General features: G+C 29.1%; 18 protein-coding genes and 1 rRNA gene. All 19 read left to right on the forward strand.

The window, feature by feature from the left end; translation table 11 throughout:
- Positions 1 to 363 precede the first annotated feature (363 nt).
- Entirely contained in the window at positions 364 to 1,218 is an 855-nt protein-coding gene (yabG, locus tag J7G74_RS05765) for a sporulation peptidase YabG (protein ID WP_297133013.1), read from the forward strand.
- A gap of 159 nt (positions 1,219 to 1,377) precedes the next feature.
- A complete protein-coding gene (locus tag J7G74_RS05770; RefSeq protein ID WP_297133015.1) occupies positions 1,378 to 1,656 on the forward strand; it encodes a Veg family protein in 279 nt (92 codons plus the stop codon).
- Positions 1,657 to 1,747: 91 nt separating this feature from the next.
- Positions 1,748 to 3,298: a DUF3794 and LysM peptidoglycan-binding domain-containing protein gene (locus J7G74_RS05775; RefSeq protein ID WP_297133019.1), complete on the forward strand. Its 1,551-nt coding sequence runs from the start codon at positions 1,748 to 1,750 to the stop codon at positions 3,296 to 3,298.
- A gap of 116 nt (positions 3,299 to 3,414) precedes the next feature.
- Positions 3,415 to 4,296 (forward strand): 4-(cytidine 5'-diphospho)-2-C-methyl-D-erythritol kinase, encoded by an 882-nt coding sequence (ispE, locus tag J7G74_RS05780; RefSeq protein ID WP_297133022.1) that lies wholly within the window; start codon positions 3,415 to 3,417, stop codon positions 4,294 to 4,296.
- Positions 4,289 to 4,960 (forward strand): GntR family transcriptional regulator, encoded by a 672-nt coding sequence (locus J7G74_RS05785; protein WP_297133026.1) that lies wholly within the window; start codon positions 4,289 to 4,291, stop codon positions 4,958 to 4,960. The genes ispE and J7G74_RS05785 overlap by 8 nt, the downstream gene beginning before the upstream one ends.
- A 105-nt stretch (positions 4,961 to 5,065) precedes the next feature.
- Positions 5,066 to 5,722, forward strand: a complete 657-nt coding sequence (gene spoIIR / locus J7G74_RS05790; RefSeq protein WP_297133030.1) for a stage II sporulation protein R — start codon at positions 5,066 to 5,068, stop codon at positions 5,720 to 5,722.
- Positions 5,723 to 5,732: 10 nt separating this feature from the next.
- Positions 5,733 to 6,290 carry a cell wall hydrolase gene (locus J7G74_RS05795; RefSeq protein ID WP_297133032.1) on the forward strand — a complete coding sequence of 186 codons (558 nt, stop codon included), beginning with the start codon at positions 5,733 to 5,735 and terminating at the stop codon, positions 6,288 to 6,290.
- Positions 6,291 to 6,432: 142 nt separating this feature from the next.
- Entirely contained in the window at positions 6,433 to 6,837 is a 405-nt protein-coding gene (locus tag J7G74_RS05800) for a DUF1934 domain-containing protein (RefSeq protein ID WP_297133034.1), read from the forward strand.
- Between the two features lie 262 nt (positions 6,838 to 7,099).
- The gene (gene tilS, locus J7G74_RS05805) at positions 7,100 to 8,485 is read left to right on the forward strand and encodes a tRNA lysidine(34) synthetase TilS (RefSeq protein ID WP_297133036.1); all 1,386 of its coding nucleotides are present in this window, start codon (positions 7,100 to 7,102) and stop codon (positions 8,483 to 8,485) included.
- 32 nt (positions 8,486 to 8,517) lie between these two features.
- On the forward strand, positions 8,518 to 10,491 hold the full coding sequence (gene ftsH, locus J7G74_RS05810; RefSeq protein WP_297133037.1) for an ATP-dependent zinc metalloprotease FtsH: 1,974 nt from the start codon (positions 8,518 to 8,520) through the stop codon (positions 10,489 to 10,491).
- 116 nt (positions 10,492 to 10,607) lie between these two features.
- Positions 10,608 to 11,582 (forward strand): biotin--[acetyl-CoA-carboxylase] ligase, encoded by a 975-nt coding sequence (locus tag J7G74_RS05815; protein WP_297133039.1) that lies wholly within the window; start codon positions 10,608 to 10,610, stop codon positions 11,580 to 11,582.
- Positions 11,575 to 12,543 carry a P1 family peptidase gene (locus tag J7G74_RS05820; RefSeq protein ID WP_297133041.1) on the forward strand — a complete coding sequence of 323 codons (969 nt, stop codon included), beginning with the start codon at positions 11,575 to 11,577 and terminating at the stop codon, positions 12,541 to 12,543. The genes J7G74_RS05815 and J7G74_RS05820 overlap by 8 nt, the downstream gene beginning before the upstream one ends.
- A gap of 212 nt (positions 12,544 to 12,755) precedes the next feature.
- The gene (locus tag J7G74_RS05825) at positions 12,756 to 13,358 is read left to right on the forward strand and encodes an ECF transporter S component (protein ID WP_297133043.1); all 603 of its coding nucleotides are present in this window, start codon (positions 12,756 to 12,758) and stop codon (positions 13,356 to 13,358) included.
- Positions 13,359 to 13,375: 17 nt separating this feature from the next.
- Positions 13,376 to 14,143, forward strand: coding sequence for a type III pantothenate kinase (locus J7G74_RS05830; protein WP_297133047.1), 768 nt, complete (start codon positions 13,376 to 13,378; stop codon positions 14,141 to 14,143).
- Between the two features lie 172 nt (positions 14,144 to 14,315).
- Positions 14,316 to 15,293 carry a tRNA dihydrouridine synthase DusB gene (gene dusB / locus J7G74_RS05835; protein WP_297133049.1) on the forward strand — a complete coding sequence of 326 codons (978 nt, stop codon included), beginning with the start codon at positions 14,316 to 14,318 and terminating at the stop codon, positions 15,291 to 15,293.
- A 96-nt stretch (positions 15,294 to 15,389) separates the two neighbouring features.
- Positions 15,390 to 15,866: a transcription elongation factor GreA gene (greA, locus tag J7G74_RS05840; protein ID WP_297133051.1), complete on the forward strand. Its 477-nt coding sequence runs from the start codon at positions 15,390 to 15,392 to the stop codon at positions 15,864 to 15,866.
- 16 nt (positions 15,867 to 15,882) lie between these two features.
- Positions 15,883 to 17,400: a lysine--tRNA ligase gene (lysS, locus tag J7G74_RS05845; protein ID WP_297133054.1), complete on the forward strand. Its 1,518-nt coding sequence runs from the start codon at positions 15,883 to 15,885 to the stop codon at positions 17,398 to 17,400.
- Between the two features lie 271 nt (positions 17,401 to 17,671).
- On the forward strand, positions 17,672 to 17,869 hold the full coding sequence (locus J7G74_RS05850) for a hypothetical protein (protein ID WP_297133057.1): 198 nt from the start codon (positions 17,672 to 17,674) through the stop codon (positions 17,867 to 17,869).
- A gap of 267 nt (positions 17,870 to 18,136) precedes the next feature.
- Positions 18,137 to 18,243 (forward strand): 16S ribosomal RNA (locus J7G74_RS05855); the annotation flags it as partial.

An 18,243-nucleotide genomic window follows, 5' to 3' on the forward strand; every position in this document is an offset into this window, starting at 1 on the left:
ATAATTTCTGATTTGAGTTTATCTAAATTAGTATGTAATCCGAAAGGTAAATATTTAACATCAATATCTGCTTTAATTTTCTTTTCACTTTTAATTTCTTCTAAAATCTTAGTTAATTCTGGTTCAAATACTCCACAAGATAATATAAATACTTTCATATAGACTATAAATCCCCCTTTTTATCTAATAAAAATAAGTATTCTAATTACATTATATATTACTAGCAACCTAATATAAACAAATAACATATTAGGATATTAGTTTATTATATTTAACAAAATATCTTTTTTATCAACAGGTGAACAAATTTTTTTCTAAAACATACTATGAATTAAAACTATATATTTTTTAAGGAGGACAGCTATGAAAGAGGGAGATATAGTAGTTAGAAAATCTTATAATAAAGATATTATTTTTAAGATAATAGAATTTTCTAAGGATGAAAATAATAAAAAAATAGCTATATTAAAAGGAGTAGCATTTAGAGTTATAGCAGATGCTTATTTAGATGATTTGGAAAAGGTAGAAGAAAATGATATAAGAGGGGTTTTAATTGACAAGAACGTTCAAGGTTTATTATATAGATCAGTGGTAAATGCGAGAGAAAGACAAAAAAAGATGTACAGGGGAGCGCCAAAGTTACAGGCTAGTAGTAATGTATATGGTATGCCAGGAAAGGTCCTTCAAATAGATGGAGATAAAGAATACTTAAAGATATGTTTAGATGTTTATACTGAGTTGGGAATACCAGCAGTAGGAGTTGCAATACCAGAAGCTAATCAATATAAAGAAGTAAGAGCATTATTAGAAAAACACAAACCAGATATATTAGTAATAACAGGACATGATGCAATAACATCTAAAAAAGGAAATTTAAAGGATGTAAATAATTATAGAAATTCTTATAATTTTATAAAGGCTGTTAAGGAAGCAAGAAAATGGCAACCTGATTTAGATAGTTTAGTTATATTTGCAGGAGCATGCCAATCTAATTATGAGCAAATAATAAAATCAGGAGCTAATTATGCAAGTTCTCCAGGTAGAATAATGATACATGCCCTAGACCCTGTTTTTATAGTTGAAAAAATAGCTTGTTCTAGGATCGATATGGTTGTTCCTATAGAGGAAGTAATAGAACAAACTATAACTGGATACAAGGGCATAGGGGGCTATGAAACAAGAGGTAAATTTAGATGGGCAATGCCTAGATTAATATAATTTTTTATTTAAAATAATATTTTATAAAATAATATTGTATTCTTTAAAAATACTATTGACAAGTGCCTGAAAAATATATAAAATAATTAGTTTAAATATTTGACAACACCCTCTTTTTATGATATTATGTAAACATAGAAACTAGAAGAGGGTGATATTATGGCTACCATTCAAACTTTGGATAATATTAGATTGAGTTTGGAGAAACATATAGGTAAGAAGATTTTGCTAAAAGCAAATAAGGGAAGAAAACAAATAACAACTAAGAGGGGTATTTTAGAAAATGTATATCCTAGTGTGTTTATAGTAAAACTAGAAGCTAACGGAAGTGACTATCAAAGAGTATCATATAGTTACTCAGATTTATTGACAGAGAATGTTAAACTAAAAGTTTTTAAAGAAGAAAAGATGACAGAAGATAAATTAATAGTAAGTTAAAAATTATACCTATTAAATTAGGTGTAATTTTTTTTTTATTCTTAAATATAAATATAGTGTGATAGTTTATTTATATTTAGGAGGGACAAATATGGAACTAATTAAAGATATAATCAAAATAGATAGCAGAATGGATTTTGGGAAATATCAAACATTTATTGAGTCTGAGGTTGTAGTGCCAGATATTAAATCAGATGTTTATGAAATAGTGGATACTCAAGGGTACATAGCATTGAGTAAAGTTGATGTTTCAGATGGAAAACTTGTTTGTAGAGGAAGTTTTAATTACAACGTAATGTATATTGCAGATGATAAGAGTACATTATCTAATGTCTGTGGAAAAATAGACATCAATGAAGTTATAGAAAAAGATACTATAGTTCAGGATATGGAACATATGCTATATTCTGAAGTAGAGCATGTTGATTGTACAATAATGAATGAAAGAAAAATACGAGTAGGTGCACTTGTTAATATTAAAGGTAGTTTGTTTGAAAAACAAAGACTGGATATAGTTAAAGATGTTTCTCAAGTTGAATGCATTCAAAAACATAGAAAAGAAATAGTTTATCAAGATATAATAGGAATAGAAAAAACAGAAAGTGTAGTAAGAGACACAATATCAATAAGCTCAGACGAAGTTTGTGCAATAATAAATATATCACCAGTTGTGAAGGTCAAAGAAAGTAGAATTGCTGATAATAAAGTAATAATTGGTGGAGTATTAGATATTAGTCCTTTAGCTTGTACTTGCGATGGAGATATTGTTGAATTAGATAAAGTAAGTATGGATTTTACCCAATTTATAGAGGTTCCAGGAGCATTTGATGGAATGCAAGAAGAAAGTATATTAAGTATAGGTGATTTTAACTATAACTTTAAGAAGAATGATGAAAGTAATACTTGTATGCTAGAAATAGAATGCACAGTATGCTGTAAGGTAAAAGTAACTGATGAAGTAACAAGAGAAGTATTACAAGATGCTTATTCTCCTCAAAAAATGGTTAAATTTGATCATAGACTGATAAACTTAAACAAAGCATTATGTACTATGACAGAGAATTTTACTGTCAGAGAAACTTTAAATAATGATTATGATGATATTGAAATAAAAGATATAGTTAGTGTTTGTCCATCTATATCGATAGAAAATGCATATGTTGAAGGAAATAAGAGTATTATACAAGGTATAATAAAAGTTGTAGTGTTATTTGTACCTGTTGAAGGCGAAAAAATGATTTATAAAATAGCAGAAGAAATTCCTTTTGAAAATGATATGAATATTGAAAATTTAACAGATACTTGCTCTATATTTAATACTATATGCATAGATAGAGTTGAAGCGGATTTAAATAGAAATCAGATAGATATAGTTATAAAAGCTAAGAGATTTACTGAAGCTATGGATAAAAAATCAGAAAGTTTTATTGTAAAAGGTGAGGATCAAGGGGAATATGATCTTTCTAAAGCTCCAAGTATTATAGTTTATATTTGTAAAGAAGGGGATAATCTTTGGGATATAGCTAAGAAATACAATACTACTGAAGAGGAAATTGCTCAAGTTAATGAAATTAAGGTAGATGAAGCTATAAAACCAGGAAAATGCTTAATCTTGCAAAAAAAAGTAGCTCAAATAGGTTAGTAAATTAACAAAAACAAAATAATAGGGGATAAGACCCCTATTATTTTGTTTTTGTAGTATAATAATTATTGTTAAAAATGCATAGTACTAAGTGTAAGACACACAGGGAGGACAAAATGAATTCTATACAGTTAAAGAGTAGAGCGAAAATTAACTTATCTATAGATGTTTTAGGCAAAAGAGAGGATGGTTATCATTTAGTAGAAATGATAATGCAGACAATAGACTTATATGATAGGATTAAAATTTCTGCTTTAAATGAAGATAAAATAGTAATAAAAAGTAAGAGTTTAGACATACCTCTAAATGATGACAATATTGTATATAAGGCAGCGAATTTAATTAAAAATAAATTTAATATAAATAGTGGTGTAGAAATATATATAGAAAAGAATATCCCTGTAGCAGCTGGTATGGCTGGAGGTAGTAGTAATGCAGCAGGTGTATTAGTTGGTTTAAATAAGCTTTGGAATTTGGGATTAAGTGAAGAAGAATTAAAGGCAATAGGTTTAAAGTTAGGAGCAGATGTTCCATTTTGTATTTCTGGACAAGCAGCATTAGCTGAGAATATAGGAGAGAAATTAACTAAAATAGATGGATTAGATGAAGATACTTTTATTTTAGTTTGTAAGCCAGAATTATTTGTGTCTACAAAGGAAATCTATGAAGAGATTGATTCTAAAGAAATAAAAAGAAGACCAGATAATAAATTATTAATAAATTTATTAAAAGAAAAGGATATAGAGGGATTAAGTCGAAATATGTATAATGTCCTAGAAGAAGTTACTAAGGATAAATATCCAGTAATTGATAAGATTGAACAAATTATGATGCAAAATAATGCATTAGGATCTATGATGAGCGGTAGTGGGCCAACAGTTTTTGGATTATATAGTAAACTAGAAGATGCTGAAAGATGTAAAGAAATATTACTTCAAGAATTTAAGCAAGTTTATGTAGTAAAAAGTAATAATAAGGGGGTTGAGTTAGATGGATAGTTTGACTAAATTAAATTTAGACAATTATAAGCCATTAAGAGATGTAGTATTTGAAAATTTAAGAACTGCAATATTAGAGGGGAATTTAAAAGCAGGACAAAGGCTAATGGAGGTTCAGTTAGCTGAACAGTTAGGGGTAAGTAGAACACCAATTAGGGAAGCTATTAGAAAATTAGAGCTTGAAGGTTTAGTTGTAATGTTACCTAGAAAGGGTGCTTATGTGGCTAATATGTCATTTAAAGATCTAATAGATGTATTAGAAATAAGAGCAACTTTAGAGGGATTAGCAGCATCTTTAGCAGCAAGAAGAAGAAATGATGAGGATATTGTTAGACTAGAAAAGGTAGCTAAAGAGTTTGAAGAAGGTGTTAGAAATGCAGATGTGGACACACTTTTAAAAAAAGATGTGGAATTTCATGAAAATATATTTTTAATGGCTAATAATAAAAAGTTATATCACCTAATAACTTCTTTATGGGAACAAGTTCATAGATTTAGAGTTATGTATGTTTCAAACTATGATGCATCTTTAAGTCTAGTTGATGAGCATAAAAGAATATTAGAAGCTATAAAAAATGGAGATTGTGAACAGGCCAAACAGTATGCTACAGAACATATCGAATTAGCAGAACAGTTCTTTATGGAAAATACAATAAATCATTAATAACTAAAAAATATTTTTAAAGGAAGGGTTAACCTTCTTTTTTTGTATAAAAATTTAATTAATGGGGACACTCAAAATATAAATAAATTTTTGAGGGGGATTAATATGAATATACAAAAAATTAAGTATAGAGTTGGAATATTAATAACTATTTTAATTGGGTTAATTATAACGATAGTTTTGGTTATAGGAGGGGAAATAAAACGTATAGAAGCTTGTACATATGACTATAAAGAAAAATTGATAAGATTTCATGTTATAGCTAATAGTGATACTGAAGAGGATCAACAGTTAAAGTTAAAAGTTAGAGATGCTGTTGTATCATACTTACAACCAAAATTAGAAAACTCTTCTACTGTAGAAGAAAGTGAAGAAATAATAAAGAGTGAATATGATAATTTAGAAAAAATAAGTAGACATGTTATAGATGAAAATGGGTACGACTATGATGTTGAAATTGGATTGACATATAGTAATTTTCCAGCAAAGCAATATTCTAGTGTTGTATTACCAGCAGGAAATTATAAAGCATTGAAAATAATAATAGGAGAAGGTAAGGGAAAAAATTGGTGGTGCGTAATGTTTCCTCCATTATGTTTTGTAGATGATGAAAATGGAGTAATAGATGAGAAAACAGATGAAAAATTAAAAGAAATACTTTCTCCAAAAGAATATGAGTTAATAATGGCTAAAAATAAATCAGAAGTAAAAAATTTAGAGTTTAAATTTAAAATAGCAGAATTGCTTCAAGAAATGTTTTAAAAAAATTAGAATGAATATGAAGACAAAAGGAGTGACTTTCACTATGGGAAGGTGCTATAAAAATATTATAGTATCAGTATTAGTTTTAGGTATTTTAATTATACCTATGAATAAAATAGATGCATTGGAATACTACTGTCTAGATAATAATGTAGAGAATTGCTTTATGGAAATTGAAGATGAAGAAGATAAAAAGGAAGCAGTAATAAATTTAAATGATGAAGAATTGATTTTATTGTCAAAATTAGTGGCAGGAGAAGCTAGAGGAGAAAGCTATGAAGGGCAAGTTGCAGTTGCAGCAGTTGTCATAAATAGGGTAAAGGACTCTAGATTTCCAAACTCTTTAGAAGGCGTTATATATCAAAAGAATGCATTTTCTGTGGTCAAAAATGGAACCATAAGTACTGAGCCAACAAGTTCAACATATAGGGCTGCTCAAGAAGCTTTATATGGTAATGACCCCACTAATGATGCTATATATTTCTGGAATCCGGATATTTCAACATGTAGTTGGATAAACACATTGAATCCTCATTTAAGGATAGGAAATCATGTTTTTGCTAAATAATACGCAAAATGCTTAATATAAAAAAATAAAGGAGTATTACTCCTTTATTTTTTTTATAAAATAAATTATAATTATCATTTAGATAGTTAAATCAACAGAAATGTTTTACTTAGGAAGAGCCATATTTAAAGGAGGTAATGTATTGGAAGTTAAAGTTAATATTCATACCATTCAATATAATGAATATGGAGATACAAATGATATAAAAGTTAATGCTACGGGAATTTTATATGAAAAAAAAGATAATACTTATGTAGTTTATAAAGAAAAACAAGACGATCAAGAAACAACAACTTCAATAAAAATTGAAGATGATAAAGTTACTATAAAAAGATTTGGAGAGGTTAACTCTACAATGATTTTTAAAGAAAATGATATAACCAGATCTAATTATTTAACACCACAAGGTATGTTTGTTATAGAAATAAAAACTGCTAAGTTAAATATAAATATGGAAGAAAAAATAGACATAGATATAGATTATAATATAGAGATAATGGATATGTTTAAAGGTCGTAATTTAATAAAGTTGAATATTTACAAGTAATAAAATTATTAAAAAAATAAATATTTTTAATCAAATAAAATTAAAGGTAGTTAAAATACTACCTTTTGTTTCATTTATTTGTTATCATTATAACTATAGTGTTTAAAATATTCCTTAAAATAGGATAAAAAATAAACAAGGATTTGAAGTTTTTTTATAGAAAATAGTACTAGTAGTTAAGAATTTCATTAAGTGAAAAGTATATATTAAGTAAGACAATTAAATTAATCATGGATAAAATTAATTGTAAGAGGGATAAAATATGATATTTGATAAAACACTAAGTACGATAAATAAATATAACCTAATTGAAAAGGGAGATAAAATTGTTTTAGGGCTTTCTGGAGGTCCTGATTCAGTTTGTTTGTTACATATATTGCATAGATTAAAGGATGTTTTAGATATAGAAGTATATGCAGCTCATCTAAACCATCAAATAAGAGGAATAGAGGCCCAAAAAGACGCTTTATATATTTCTAAACTATGTGAGAGTATGGGAATTACTTTTTTTGTGAAGTCTATAAATGTGCCACAGTATTGTAAGGATAACAAATTATCATTAGAAGAAGGTGCAAGAAAACTTAGATATGAAATGTTCTTTGAAATAAAAGAGAGCCTTAATGCTGATAAGATAGCGATTGCTCATAATATGAATGACCAAGTTGAAACTGTTTTAATGCGTATGATGAGAGGGACAGGGCTTCAAGGATTAAAAGGGATAGATTATAAAAGAGATGGTGTCATAATTAGACCTATATTAGAAATAGAAAGAAAGGATATAGAAGCTTATTGTGAACAATATAATTTAAATCCAAGGATAGATGCAACAAATTTAGAAACTATTTATACTAGAAATAAAATTAGATTAGAACTTATTCCATATATGAAAGAGAATTTTAATTCTAATATAGTAGAATCTATAGTTAGAATGAGCAATGGACTTAGAAGTGATAATGATTTTATTGAAAGTGAAGCATTAAGTAAGTATAAGCAAGTATCTTCTATTAATGGAGAAAATTTAGAGATAAATTTAAATAAATATACAGATTTACACAAATCATTAAAGAGTAGAATTGTTAGATATGCAATAAAGTATATTTTAGGAGATACTAATTTTATAGATCAAAAACATATAGAAGAAGTATTTGATTTAGAAAAAGACAACAAATTAGATAAAAAAATAGTTCTTCCGAGAGGATTATTTGTTTATAGACAAAAAGATAAGCTAGTTTTTACAATGAAAGAAATTATAATTGAAGAGACTGAGTTTACTCATAAGATACCCATTAATGGATTTGTCAAAATAAATGAAGCTAATGTAATTATAGAAACAGAAAAAATGACTTTAAATAAATATAAAGCTTTGAAAAAAGATAAATCATCAAAATGGTTTGATTACAATAAAATAAAGGGGGAGGTAATTGTAAGAAATAGAAAACCAGGGGATAAAATAAAGCTTTCTATGGGAAGTAAAAAATTAAAACAATTACTTATAGATTTAAAGATTCCTAAAGATCAAAGAAGTCAGATTCCTATAATCCAAGATGATAATGGAATTTTATGTGTTGGGGATCTTAGAAATAGTGAAGAATATAAGATTGATAAAACTACAAAAGAAGTCTTAAAGATTTGCTTTAAGAAAATTTAGAATGAAAACAACTTATGAAAGGAGGGCTTCTTTTGAACAGATATTTAAAAGGAGCAGGTTTTTATCTGTTACTATTTTTAATAATAATTGGAATAGTTCAATTTTCAGGTACTAAAACTACTAAAGTGGAAGAATTAGAATTTTCTAAAGTATACAAGTACTTAAATGATGAGAATATTTCCAGAATACATTTTATTGATGGGACATCTGTTGAGGGTGTAATAAAAAACTCAAGTAAAAAGTTCACATCATACGTGCCAGATGAAGTATTAGGGGATAAATTAGCTGATAAAATACTGGAACAAGCAGTAGAAGGAAAACTAGTTGTTACTGGTGAAGCAAAACCACAAACACCATGGTTCGTAAGTATGTTGCCGACAATTCTTCTAACTGGTTTTATAATTATAATGTGGTTTATATTTATGAATCAGTCTCAAGGTGGAGGCGGAAAAGTTATGAGCTTTGGTAAATCAAAAGCTAAGGTTCATAAGGATGATGAAAAAACAAGAGTTACATTTAAAGACGTAGCAGGTCTTGCAGAGGAAAAAGAAGATCTTCAAGAAGTTGTTGATTTCTTAAAAAATCCGAAAAGGTATATTAATTTAGGAGCTAGAATTCCTAAAGGTATACTTATGGTAGGACCTCCAGGTACAGGTAAAACTTATCTATCAAGAGCAGTGGCAGGAGAAGCAGGAGTACCTTTCTTTAGTATAAGTGGTTCTGACTTCGTTGAAATGTTTGTTGGTGTTGGTGCATCAAGAGTAAGAGATTTATTTGAACAAGCAAAGAAAAGCTCACCTGCAATAATATTTATTGATGAAATAGATGCTGTTGGTAGAAAAAGAGGAGCAGGGCTTGGCGGAGGACATGATGAAAGAGAACAAACTCTTAATCAGCTTCTAGTTGAAATGGATGGTTTTGGAGTAAACGAAGGAATAATAATAATGGCAGCTACAAATAGACCAGACATATTAGACCCAGCTTTACTTAGACCTGGTAGATTTGATAGGGAAGTTGTAGTCGGTGCTCCAGATGTTAAGGGTAGAGAAGCTATATTCAAAGTTCATTCAAAAAATAAACCTTTAGCAGATGATGTTAAACCAGATGTACTAGCTAAAAGAACTCCAGGATTTACACCTGCAGATATAGAAAACATAATGAATGAAGCTGCTATTTTAACAGCTAGAAAAAGAGAGAAAGAAATTCATATGGATACTATAGAAGAAGCTATAACAAAAGTTATGGTTGGGGTTGCTAAGAAGTCTAGGGTGATAAGTGAAAAAGATAGAAAATTAACTGCTTATCATGAGGCGGGCCATGCAATATGTATGCATGTACTTCCTAATGTAAGCCCTGTTCACCAAGTTACTATAATACCAAGAGGTAGAGCTGGAGGATTTACCGAGCCTCTGCCACAAGAAGATCAAATGTATGGTACAAAACATGAAATGTTAGAAACTATAGTAATGGCACTTGGAGGTAGAGTTGCAGAAGAATTAATTATGGATGATATTTCTACAGGTGCATCTAACGACTTAGAAAGAGTTACTGCAATAGCTAGAGCTATGGTAACTAAGTATGGAATGAGTGAAAAAATGGGTCCAATGGTATACGGAGACAGTGATGATGAAGTATTCCTAGGAAATAGTATAACTACTAAGAAAAATTACTCAGAAGAAATAGCATATGAAATAGATAAAGAAATAAGAAATATAGTAGAAAATGCTTATGCTGAATGTAGACGTATCTTATTAGAAAATATGGATAAATTACATCACGTAGCTAAAGGTTTATTACTTTATGAAACTTTAGATGCAGAGCAATTTGTTAAAGCATTTAATGAAGAATTATCATTAAATGAAAAAGATGTATTTGATAAAAGGGAAGTATTAAGTGATTCTACTGAAGAGGAAGTAGAAGAAAATTCTGATACAACTGAAGAAAATAAAGATACAAAAGATTTGGATATAAAGGATTTTAAACTACCAGAAGACGATAATAATTAAATTTATAATAAAAACAGGACTTTCATTAGGAAGTCCTGTTTTTATTATAAATTTATATAATATAATTAGTGTATAATTAACTTTATTAAGAAGAAAAAATACAAATAGGGGGAAATATGAGAGATAGAATAATAAAGGTTATTTTAAATAGCCATAAGGAATTTGTTTCAGGAGAAGAACTATCTAAGGAATTAGGCATTTCTAGAACTGCAGTGTGGAAACATATAAATGCACTAAAAGAGGAAGGATATAATATAGAATCTGTAAATAAAAAGGGATATAGGCTTTTAGACTCTCCTAATGATTTATTAAACCCTCAAAATATATATCATAATTTAAAGACGGAGATGATTGGTCAAAATATAATTCATTTTAATACTATAGAATCTACTAATGATTACTTGAAACAAGTAGGAAATGATGTGGAAGAAGGTACTGTAGTTATTAGTGAAGAGCAAACAAAAGGTAAGGGGAGGTTAGGACGAGTTTGGGATTCAAAAGTTGGAGAAGGTATATGGATGAGTATGGTTCTTAAACCTAATATAATGCCTTATAAAGCTCCATTTATAACATTAATAGCTGGAGCCTCAATAATTAAAGCTCTAAATAATCTTGGTGTACAAGCTCAAATAAAATGGCCTAATGATATTATTATAAATAATAAAAAGGTTTGTGGTATTTTGACTGAACTATCAGCAGAAATTGAAAGGATCAATTATGTAGTTATAGGTATAGGTATGAATGTAAAGAATGAGGATTTTGATTCAATTTTAGAAAATAAAGCTACATCTTTATACAAAGAAGGATATAAACTACATAGGGTAGATATAGTAAAAGAAATTTTTTGTCAATTTGAATTATTGTACAAAAAATATTTAGAAGATGATAAAGAAGAAGTTTTAAAAGTGTGTAGGGATTATTCAGCTGTAATTGATAAAGACATATATGTAATAAGAAATAATGAAAAAGAGTTAGCTAGATGTATAGATATAAATGAAGAAGGAAATTTAGTTGTTAAAAGCGAGGATGGAGAAATTAAAGAAATAATTTCAGGAGAAGTTTCAATAAGAGGAGTAAAAGGATATGTATAATAATATTTTAGATGTAAAAGGTTTAAAAGTTGGGCAAGCTCAAGATAACGAGGCTTTAACAGGATGTACAGTAGTAATATGTGAAGAAGGAGCAACTTGTGGAGTTGATGTTAGAGGTTCTGCGCCAGGAACTAGGGAAACAGATTTATTAGACCCTATAAATATGGTTCAAAAAGTTCATGCAGTAGTATTATCAGGTGGATCTGCATTTGGTCTAGAATCAACCTGTGGAGTTAGTAAGTATTTAGAAGAAAAAAATATAGGGTTTGATTCAGGAGTTTGTAAAGTACCTATTGTAACAGGTGCTGTACTATTTGACTTGGTGGTAGGAGACTATAAAGTTAGACCTGATAAAGATATGGGGTATGAAGCTTGTTTACAGGCAAGTGAAACTGAATTGAAACAAGGAAACTATGGAGCAGGTTGTGGTGCTACTGTTGGAAAAATAAAAGGGCCAAATTACTTAATGAAGGGTGGTATAGGAAGTCACTCTATAAAATTAGATAATGGAATAGTTGTATCAGCATTAATAGCAGTTAATGCATTTGGTGATGTATATGAAGATGGAAAAGTAATAGCAGGTGTTTTAAATGATGAAAAAACAGATGTGCTTAATACCTATGAAATAATGAAACAAGGATTTATAAAAGGTGGTTTCAGTATAGATAACACTACTATAGGGATTGTGGCAACTAATGCAAAATTAACGAAAGCTCAGTGTAAAAAAATATCTCAAATGGCTCATGATGGATATGCAAAATCTATATTCCCTATACATACACCTCATGATGGAGATACTATATTTACAATGGCTACAGGTGAAATTGAAACAGATGCAGATGTAACTTTACTAGGATGTTTAGCTACAGAAGTGGTACAAGAAAGTATAACAAAAGCAATTAAAAATGCACAATCAGTAAAAAATATTGTTTCTTATAATGAATTAAATTATGGTAAATAATATTACCAACATAGAATAATATTTTTAATGAAAATACAATTTTATTGACAATAGAAAACGCGACTGTTAAAATTGTCTTGGTATAGCTGACATCTTCATAAGAAGAGTCTGACTTAGTAGACACTTAGAAAGTCACAAAAGTCAAAACTAAATAAAATTAAATTAAATAGTCCGGCATCTTTAATGAGCTGGAACGGAGGTGTATTTTTATTATGATTAACACACAAGCATCAGCAAACAAGAAGTTGAATGTGAGAAAAATGGCAGTAATAGGAGTGCTATCTGCAATTTCTGTTATGATGTCAATGTTACCATTTATAGGTTATATACCTATAGGACCTACTAAAGCAACTATAATGCATATACCAGTTATTATAGGTGCCATTATTGAAGGTCCAGTTGTAGGAGCTATAATAGGCTTAATTTTTGGATTAACAAGTCTATGGAATGCAGTAACTCAACCAACAGTAACTTCTGTATTCTTCTTGAATCCATTAGTATCTATACTTCCTAGAATATTAATAGGAATAGTAGCATACTATGCGTTTCAAGGTGTTTATAAGGTTAGCAAAAAAGTGTATACATCTGGATTTGTAGCGGGACTTATAGGTTCTTTAGTTAATACAGCAGGTGTTCTGGGTATGATATATATTTTATATGCACAACAGTATATGGAGAAAGTTGGGCAAGCTGGTGGTAGTGCAGGTAAATTCTTATTCGCATTAGCTACTACGAATGGAATACCAGAAGCTTTAGTTGCGGCATTAATAGTATCAGCAGTATCTGTGGCATTAATTAGAAAAGGCAAAAAATAGAAGGAAGGTTTAAATATATGCTATTAGTATTTGATGTAGGAAATACAAACATGGTCGTTGGTATATATGAAGGTAAAAATCTAATTAAAAATTGGAGAATAAATACTGATATACACAAGACATCTGATGAATATGGAATTCTAATAAATAGCTTATTAGCTTATGATAATATAGATATGAAATCAATTGATGATGTAATAATATCTTCAGTTGTTCCTAATGTAATGCATGCTTTAGAAAATTTCTGTATAAAGTATTGCGAGAAAAAGCCTATGATAGTAGGTCCTGGTATTAAAACAGGTTTAAATATTAAATATGATAATCCTAAGCAAGTAGGAGCAGATAGGATAGTAAATGCAGTTGCAGGTATAGAAAAATATGGAACTCCGCTTATTATAGTAGACTTTGGTACTGCGACTACATTCTGCGCAATATCTGATAAAGCTGAATATTTAGGTGGAACAATATGTCCAGGTCTTAAAATATCAAGTGAGGCATTATTTAACGGAGCTGCTAAGCTTCCTAGAGTAGAGCTTACCAAACCAGGAAAAACTATATGCAAAACTACTGTAGAAGCCATGCAAGCAGGTATAATATATGGATATGTTGGTCAAGTAGAGAAGATAATATCTATGATGAAAAAAGAATTAGGTAGCGAGGATGTAAAAGTAATCGGTACAGGAGGCTTATCTACTCTTATTCATTCAGAAACTGATAGCATAGATTGTATAGATAGATTTTTAACTTTAGAAGGGTTAAGATTGATTCACAAAAAGAATAAATAGATTATTAGGAATTGGCTATTAAACCAATTCCTTTTTAATATGTAAAAATAATACAACTTAAAATAATAATAGTATATTTTCAAAATTTGTAATAATATATTATGAGTGGTTAATTAAATTTTGAAAAATGTTAATTATTATAAATAATTTATAAATAAAAGGAGACAAAAGGATGAAAATAGGAAATGTTCAATTAGATAATGAAGTGTTTTTATCTCCTATGGCAGGTGTAACAGATTTGCCTTTTAGAACGATATGTAAAGAAAAAGGATGTGGAATGCTTTATACAGAAATGATAAATGCAAAAGCACTTTCTTATAATGATGAAAATACCAAGAAAATGTTAAATATGCCAGATGATGGTCATCCAGTAGCTATTCAAATATTTGGATCAGATCCAGAATTTATGGGTAAAGCAGCATCTATACTAAATGAATATCCAAATAAAATTTTAGATATTAATATGGGATGTCCTGCTCCTAAAGTAGTTAAAAATGGAGATGGCTCTGCATTAATGAGAAACCCTGAATTAGCAGCTAAGGTTCTATCAGCAGTTGTTGAAAACTCTGATAAACCTGTTACATTAAAAATAAGAAAAGGATGGGATGATACTTGTGTAAATGCTGTTGAGATAGCTAAGATAGCAGAAGAATGTGGAATAAGTGCTGTAGCTATACACGGTAGAACAAGAGAGCAATTTTACTCAGGTAAAGCAGATTGGGATATAATTAGAGATATAAAAGGAGCTATAAATATACCTGTAATAGGTAATGGAGATGTATTTGATGTACAAGATGCAGTTAATATGTTAGAAAAAACTAAATGTGATGCTATAATGATTGGTAGGGGATCACAAGGAAACCCATGGATATTCAAAAGAATAAATCATTATATGAAAACAGGTGAAATATTACCTGAACCTACGTTAGAGGAAAAAATGAATACTGCTATCAGACATATGAACTTAGCTGTAGAAGAACATGGAGAATATGTAGCAGTAAGAGAAATGAGAAAGCATATAGGATGGTATTTAAAAGGTCTAAAAAACTCTGCTAGATATAGAGATCAGATAAATAAAATAACTGACTATAAAGAAGTGATTGCTATGTTAGAAGAGTATGTGCAACACTCCTTGACACAATTAGGATAGTGACTTATAATATACCGCATAATAAATCAAATAAGGATAAATATTAGATATACTGAGAAAGTGTATTTAAAATATATAGAAGGAGTTGTAGGGGTTATGGTAGAAAAACAAGAAATACTTACACAAGAAGGTTACGACAAATTAGAAGAAGAAGTTGAGTACTTAAAAACTGTAAAAAGAAAAGAAGTTGCTGAAAGAATAAAAGTAGCTATATCTTTCGGAGATTTATCAGAAAATGCTGAGTATGATGAAGCTAAAAATGAACAAGCTCAAGTAGAAGAAAGAATAGTAAAATTAGAAAATATGTTAAGAAAAGCTGTTATTATAGACGAAAGTCAAATAGATAGCAATGTAGTAACAATAGGTGCAACAGTTAAGGTATACGATACAGACTTTGATGAAGAAGTAGAATACACTATAGTAGGTTCTGCTGAAGCAGATCCATACAATGGAAAGATATCAAATGAGTCACCAGTAGGTAAAGCTTTCATAGGAAAACATAAAGATGATGAAGTTGAAGTTCAAGTTCCAAACGGTGTTGTAATATACAAAATATTAGAAATAAGAAGATAAAACTTGGAGGAAGAAAATGAGCAAAGATCAACAAAATGTGATTGATAACCAAGAAGACTTAACAGAGGTTCTTAGAGTAAGAAGAGAAAAATTAAGCAAGTTACAAGAAATGGGTAAAAATCCATTTGTACAAAGTAGATACGATAGAACTAACTATTCTATGGACATAAAAAACAACTTTGAAGAAATGGAAGGAAAGGTTGTTAAAATAGCTGGTCGTATAATGAGTAAAAGAATCCAAGGTAAAGCTGGATTCATAGACATACAAGACCAAGAAGGTAGAATACAATCTTACGTAAGAAAAGATAATATAGGTGAAGAAGAATACGATCTTTTCAAAACTTACGATATAGGTGATATTATAGGTTTAGAAGGTACAGTTTTCAAAACTAAAAAAGAAGAAATATCAGTAAAAGCTTCTAATGTAGTTTTATTAAGTAAATCATTACAAGTATTACCAGAAAAATATCATGGATTAAAAGACCAAGATATAAGATATAGACAAAGATATGTTGATTTAATAGTTAATCCAGAAGTTAAGGATGCATTCTTAACAAGAACAAAAGCACTAAAAGCATTAAGATCATTCTTAGATGAAAGAGGATTCTTAGAAGTTGAAACACCGATATTAAATACTATTGCGGGTGGGGCTAATGCTAGACCATTTGTTACTCACCATAATACATTAGATATACCTATGTACTTAAGAATAGCCAATGAATTATACTTAAAAAGATTAATAGTAGGTGGATTTGATAAAGTATATGAAATGGGTAGAATGTTTAGAAATGAAGGTATGTCTATTAAACATAACCCAGAATATACTGCTATGGAATTATATCAAGCTTATGCTGACTATGAAGATATGATGAAAATAACTGAAAATCTTATATCTCACATGGCAGAAGTAGCTACAGGAAGTACAGTTGTAAATTACCAAGGAACAGAAATAGATTTCAAACCACCTTGGAGAAGAATGACTATGATAGAATGTGTTAAAGAATACACTGGTGTAGACTTTGATACTATAGATACTGATGAAGAAGCTTTAGAAGTAGCTAGAGAAAAAGGAATAGAAATAACTCCTGGAATGAGAAGAGGAGAAGTTATAAATGCATTCTTCGAAGAATTTGGTGAAGATAAATTAATCCAACCAACATTTATAACACATCATCCAGTTGAAGTATCACCTCTTGCTAAGAGAAATGCTGAAGATCCAAGAAAAACTGATAGATTTGAAGCCTTTGCTAATAAATGGGAATTGGCTAATGCATTCTCAGAACTTAATGATCCGATTGACCAAAAAGGAAGATTTATGGATCAATTAAGAAAGAAAGAATTAGGTGATGATGAAGCTTGCGATATGGATGAAGACTTCATAAATGCGCTTGAAGTAGGTCTACCTCCAACAGGTGGATTAGGAATAGGTATAGATAGAGTTATGATGTTATTAACTAACTCTCCATCAATAAGAGATGTAATCTTATTCCCAACTATGAAACCGATAGAGAAACCACAAAACGAAGAAAAATAATATACTTTAGTATTTAAATAGCCTTTTAACTTTTGTTAAAGGGCTATTTTTAAGTTGTATAAAAATAAATTACTATTTTTACAACAAAAAATATTCATTATATCAACAGTAAAATATAAAAAAGTTTAATAAAAAATGTTGTTGATAATTTTAAAATGAAAAAAAATAAAGTAAAGTATTTTTTTATGAAAATAATAAGTGAAAAAATAATAAAGGAAAAAAGAAGATAAAATTAGAAGTTATATAAAAATATTTTTTAGGGGGAATTGATATGAACCAAATTTTTTCGTGGATATGTTTAATAAGTTTATGTTTTTTATGTTTGCAAGTTATGATTTATATATGTGAAGACACATTAAAAGTATATAATAAAGCTATGAAACATAATAAAAATAGAAATAGAACTACTAGAAAGAATGCAGTAAGTGCAATGTATTCATATAGCTATGAAAATAAAATTGCAAAATAATTTAAAAATATATAAAAAAACTGTTGACCTATTAAATAATAGATGATATAGTATTACTTGTCCTTGAGAGATAAGAGCAAGGACGGAAAAACTTCTTAAAAAGTTGTTGACAAAGTTCAGTAAACTTGATAAGATAAATAAGTCGAAAGACGTAAGAACTTTGAAAATTAAACAGTAGGTTAACAATAAATTAATTCTTTAAGAATTAAACACAAACAAACCAAGCCAGATATTCAGATGATGATTAGTCTGAGCAGGTAACAACTTTTATTTGAGAGTTTGATCCTGGCTCAGGATGAACGCTGGCGGCGTGCCTAACACATGCAAGTCGAGCGATTTACTTCGGTAAAGAGCGGCGGACGGGTGAGTAACGC

This window comes from Terrisporobacter sp., assembly GCF_017888745.1.
In the GTDB taxonomy this organism is placed as follows: domain Bacteria; phylum Bacillota; class Clostridia; order Peptostreptococcales; family Peptostreptococcaceae; genus Terrisporobacter.

Excerpts from the sequence above, each read along its gene's own strand:
- greA (WP_297133051.1), top strand. The coding sequence starts at position 15,390 with ATGGTAGAAAAACAAGAAATACTTACACAAGAAGGTTACGACAAATTA.
- dusB (WP_297133049.1), top strand. The coding sequence starts at position 14,316 with ATGAAAATAGGAAATGTTCAATTAGATAATGAAGTGTTTTTATCTCCT.
- ispE (WP_297133022.1), top strand. The coding sequence starts at position 3,415 with ATGAATTCTATACAGTTAAAGAGTAGAGCGAAAATTAACTTATCTATA.
- spoIIR (WP_297133030.1), top strand. The coding sequence starts at position 5,066 with ATGAATATACAAAAAATTAAGTATAGAGTTGGAATATTAATAACTATT.
- J7G74_RS05820 (WP_297133041.1), top strand. The coding sequence starts at position 11,575 with ATGTATAATAATATTTTAGATGTAAAAGGTTTAAAAGTTGGGCAAGCT.
- J7G74_RS05830 (WP_297133047.1), top strand. The coding sequence starts at position 13,376 with ATGCTATTAGTATTTGATGTAGGAAATACAAACATGGTCGTTGGTATA.
- J7G74_RS05785 (WP_297133026.1), top strand. The coding sequence starts at position 4,289 with ATGGATAGTTTGACTAAATTAAATTTAGACAATTATAAGCCATTAAGA.
- yabG (WP_297133013.1), top strand. The coding sequence starts at position 364 with ATGAAAGAGGGAGATATAGTAGTTAGAAAATCTTATAATAAAGATATT.
- J7G74_RS05770 (WP_297133015.1), top strand. The coding sequence starts at position 1,378 with ATGGCTACCATTCAAACTTTGGATAATATTAGATTGAGTTTGGAGAAA.
- J7G74_RS05815 (WP_297133039.1), top strand. The coding sequence starts at position 10,608 with ATGAGAGATAGAATAATAAAGGTTATTTTAAATAGCCATAAGGAATTT.
- J7G74_RS05850 (WP_297133057.1), top strand. The coding sequence starts at position 17,672 with ATGAACCAAATTTTTTCGTGGATATGTTTAATAAGTTTATGTTTTTTA.
- lysS (WP_297133054.1), top strand. The coding sequence starts at position 15,883 with ATGAGCAAAGATCAACAAAATGTGATTGATAACCAAGAAGACTTAACA.
- J7G74_RS05825 (WP_297133043.1), top strand. The coding sequence starts at position 12,756 with ATGATTAACACACAAGCATCAGCAAACAAGAAGTTGAATGTGAGAAAA.
- J7G74_RS05795 (WP_297133032.1), top strand. The coding sequence starts at position 5,733 with ATGAATATGAAGACAAAAGGAGTGACTTTCACTATGGGAAGGTGCTAT.
- J7G74_RS05775 (WP_297133019.1), top strand. The coding sequence starts at position 1,748 with ATGGAACTAATTAAAGATATAATCAAAATAGATAGCAGAATGGATTTT.
- tilS (WP_297133036.1), top strand. The coding sequence starts at position 7,100 with ATGATATTTGATAAAACACTAAGTACGATAAATAAATATAACCTAATT.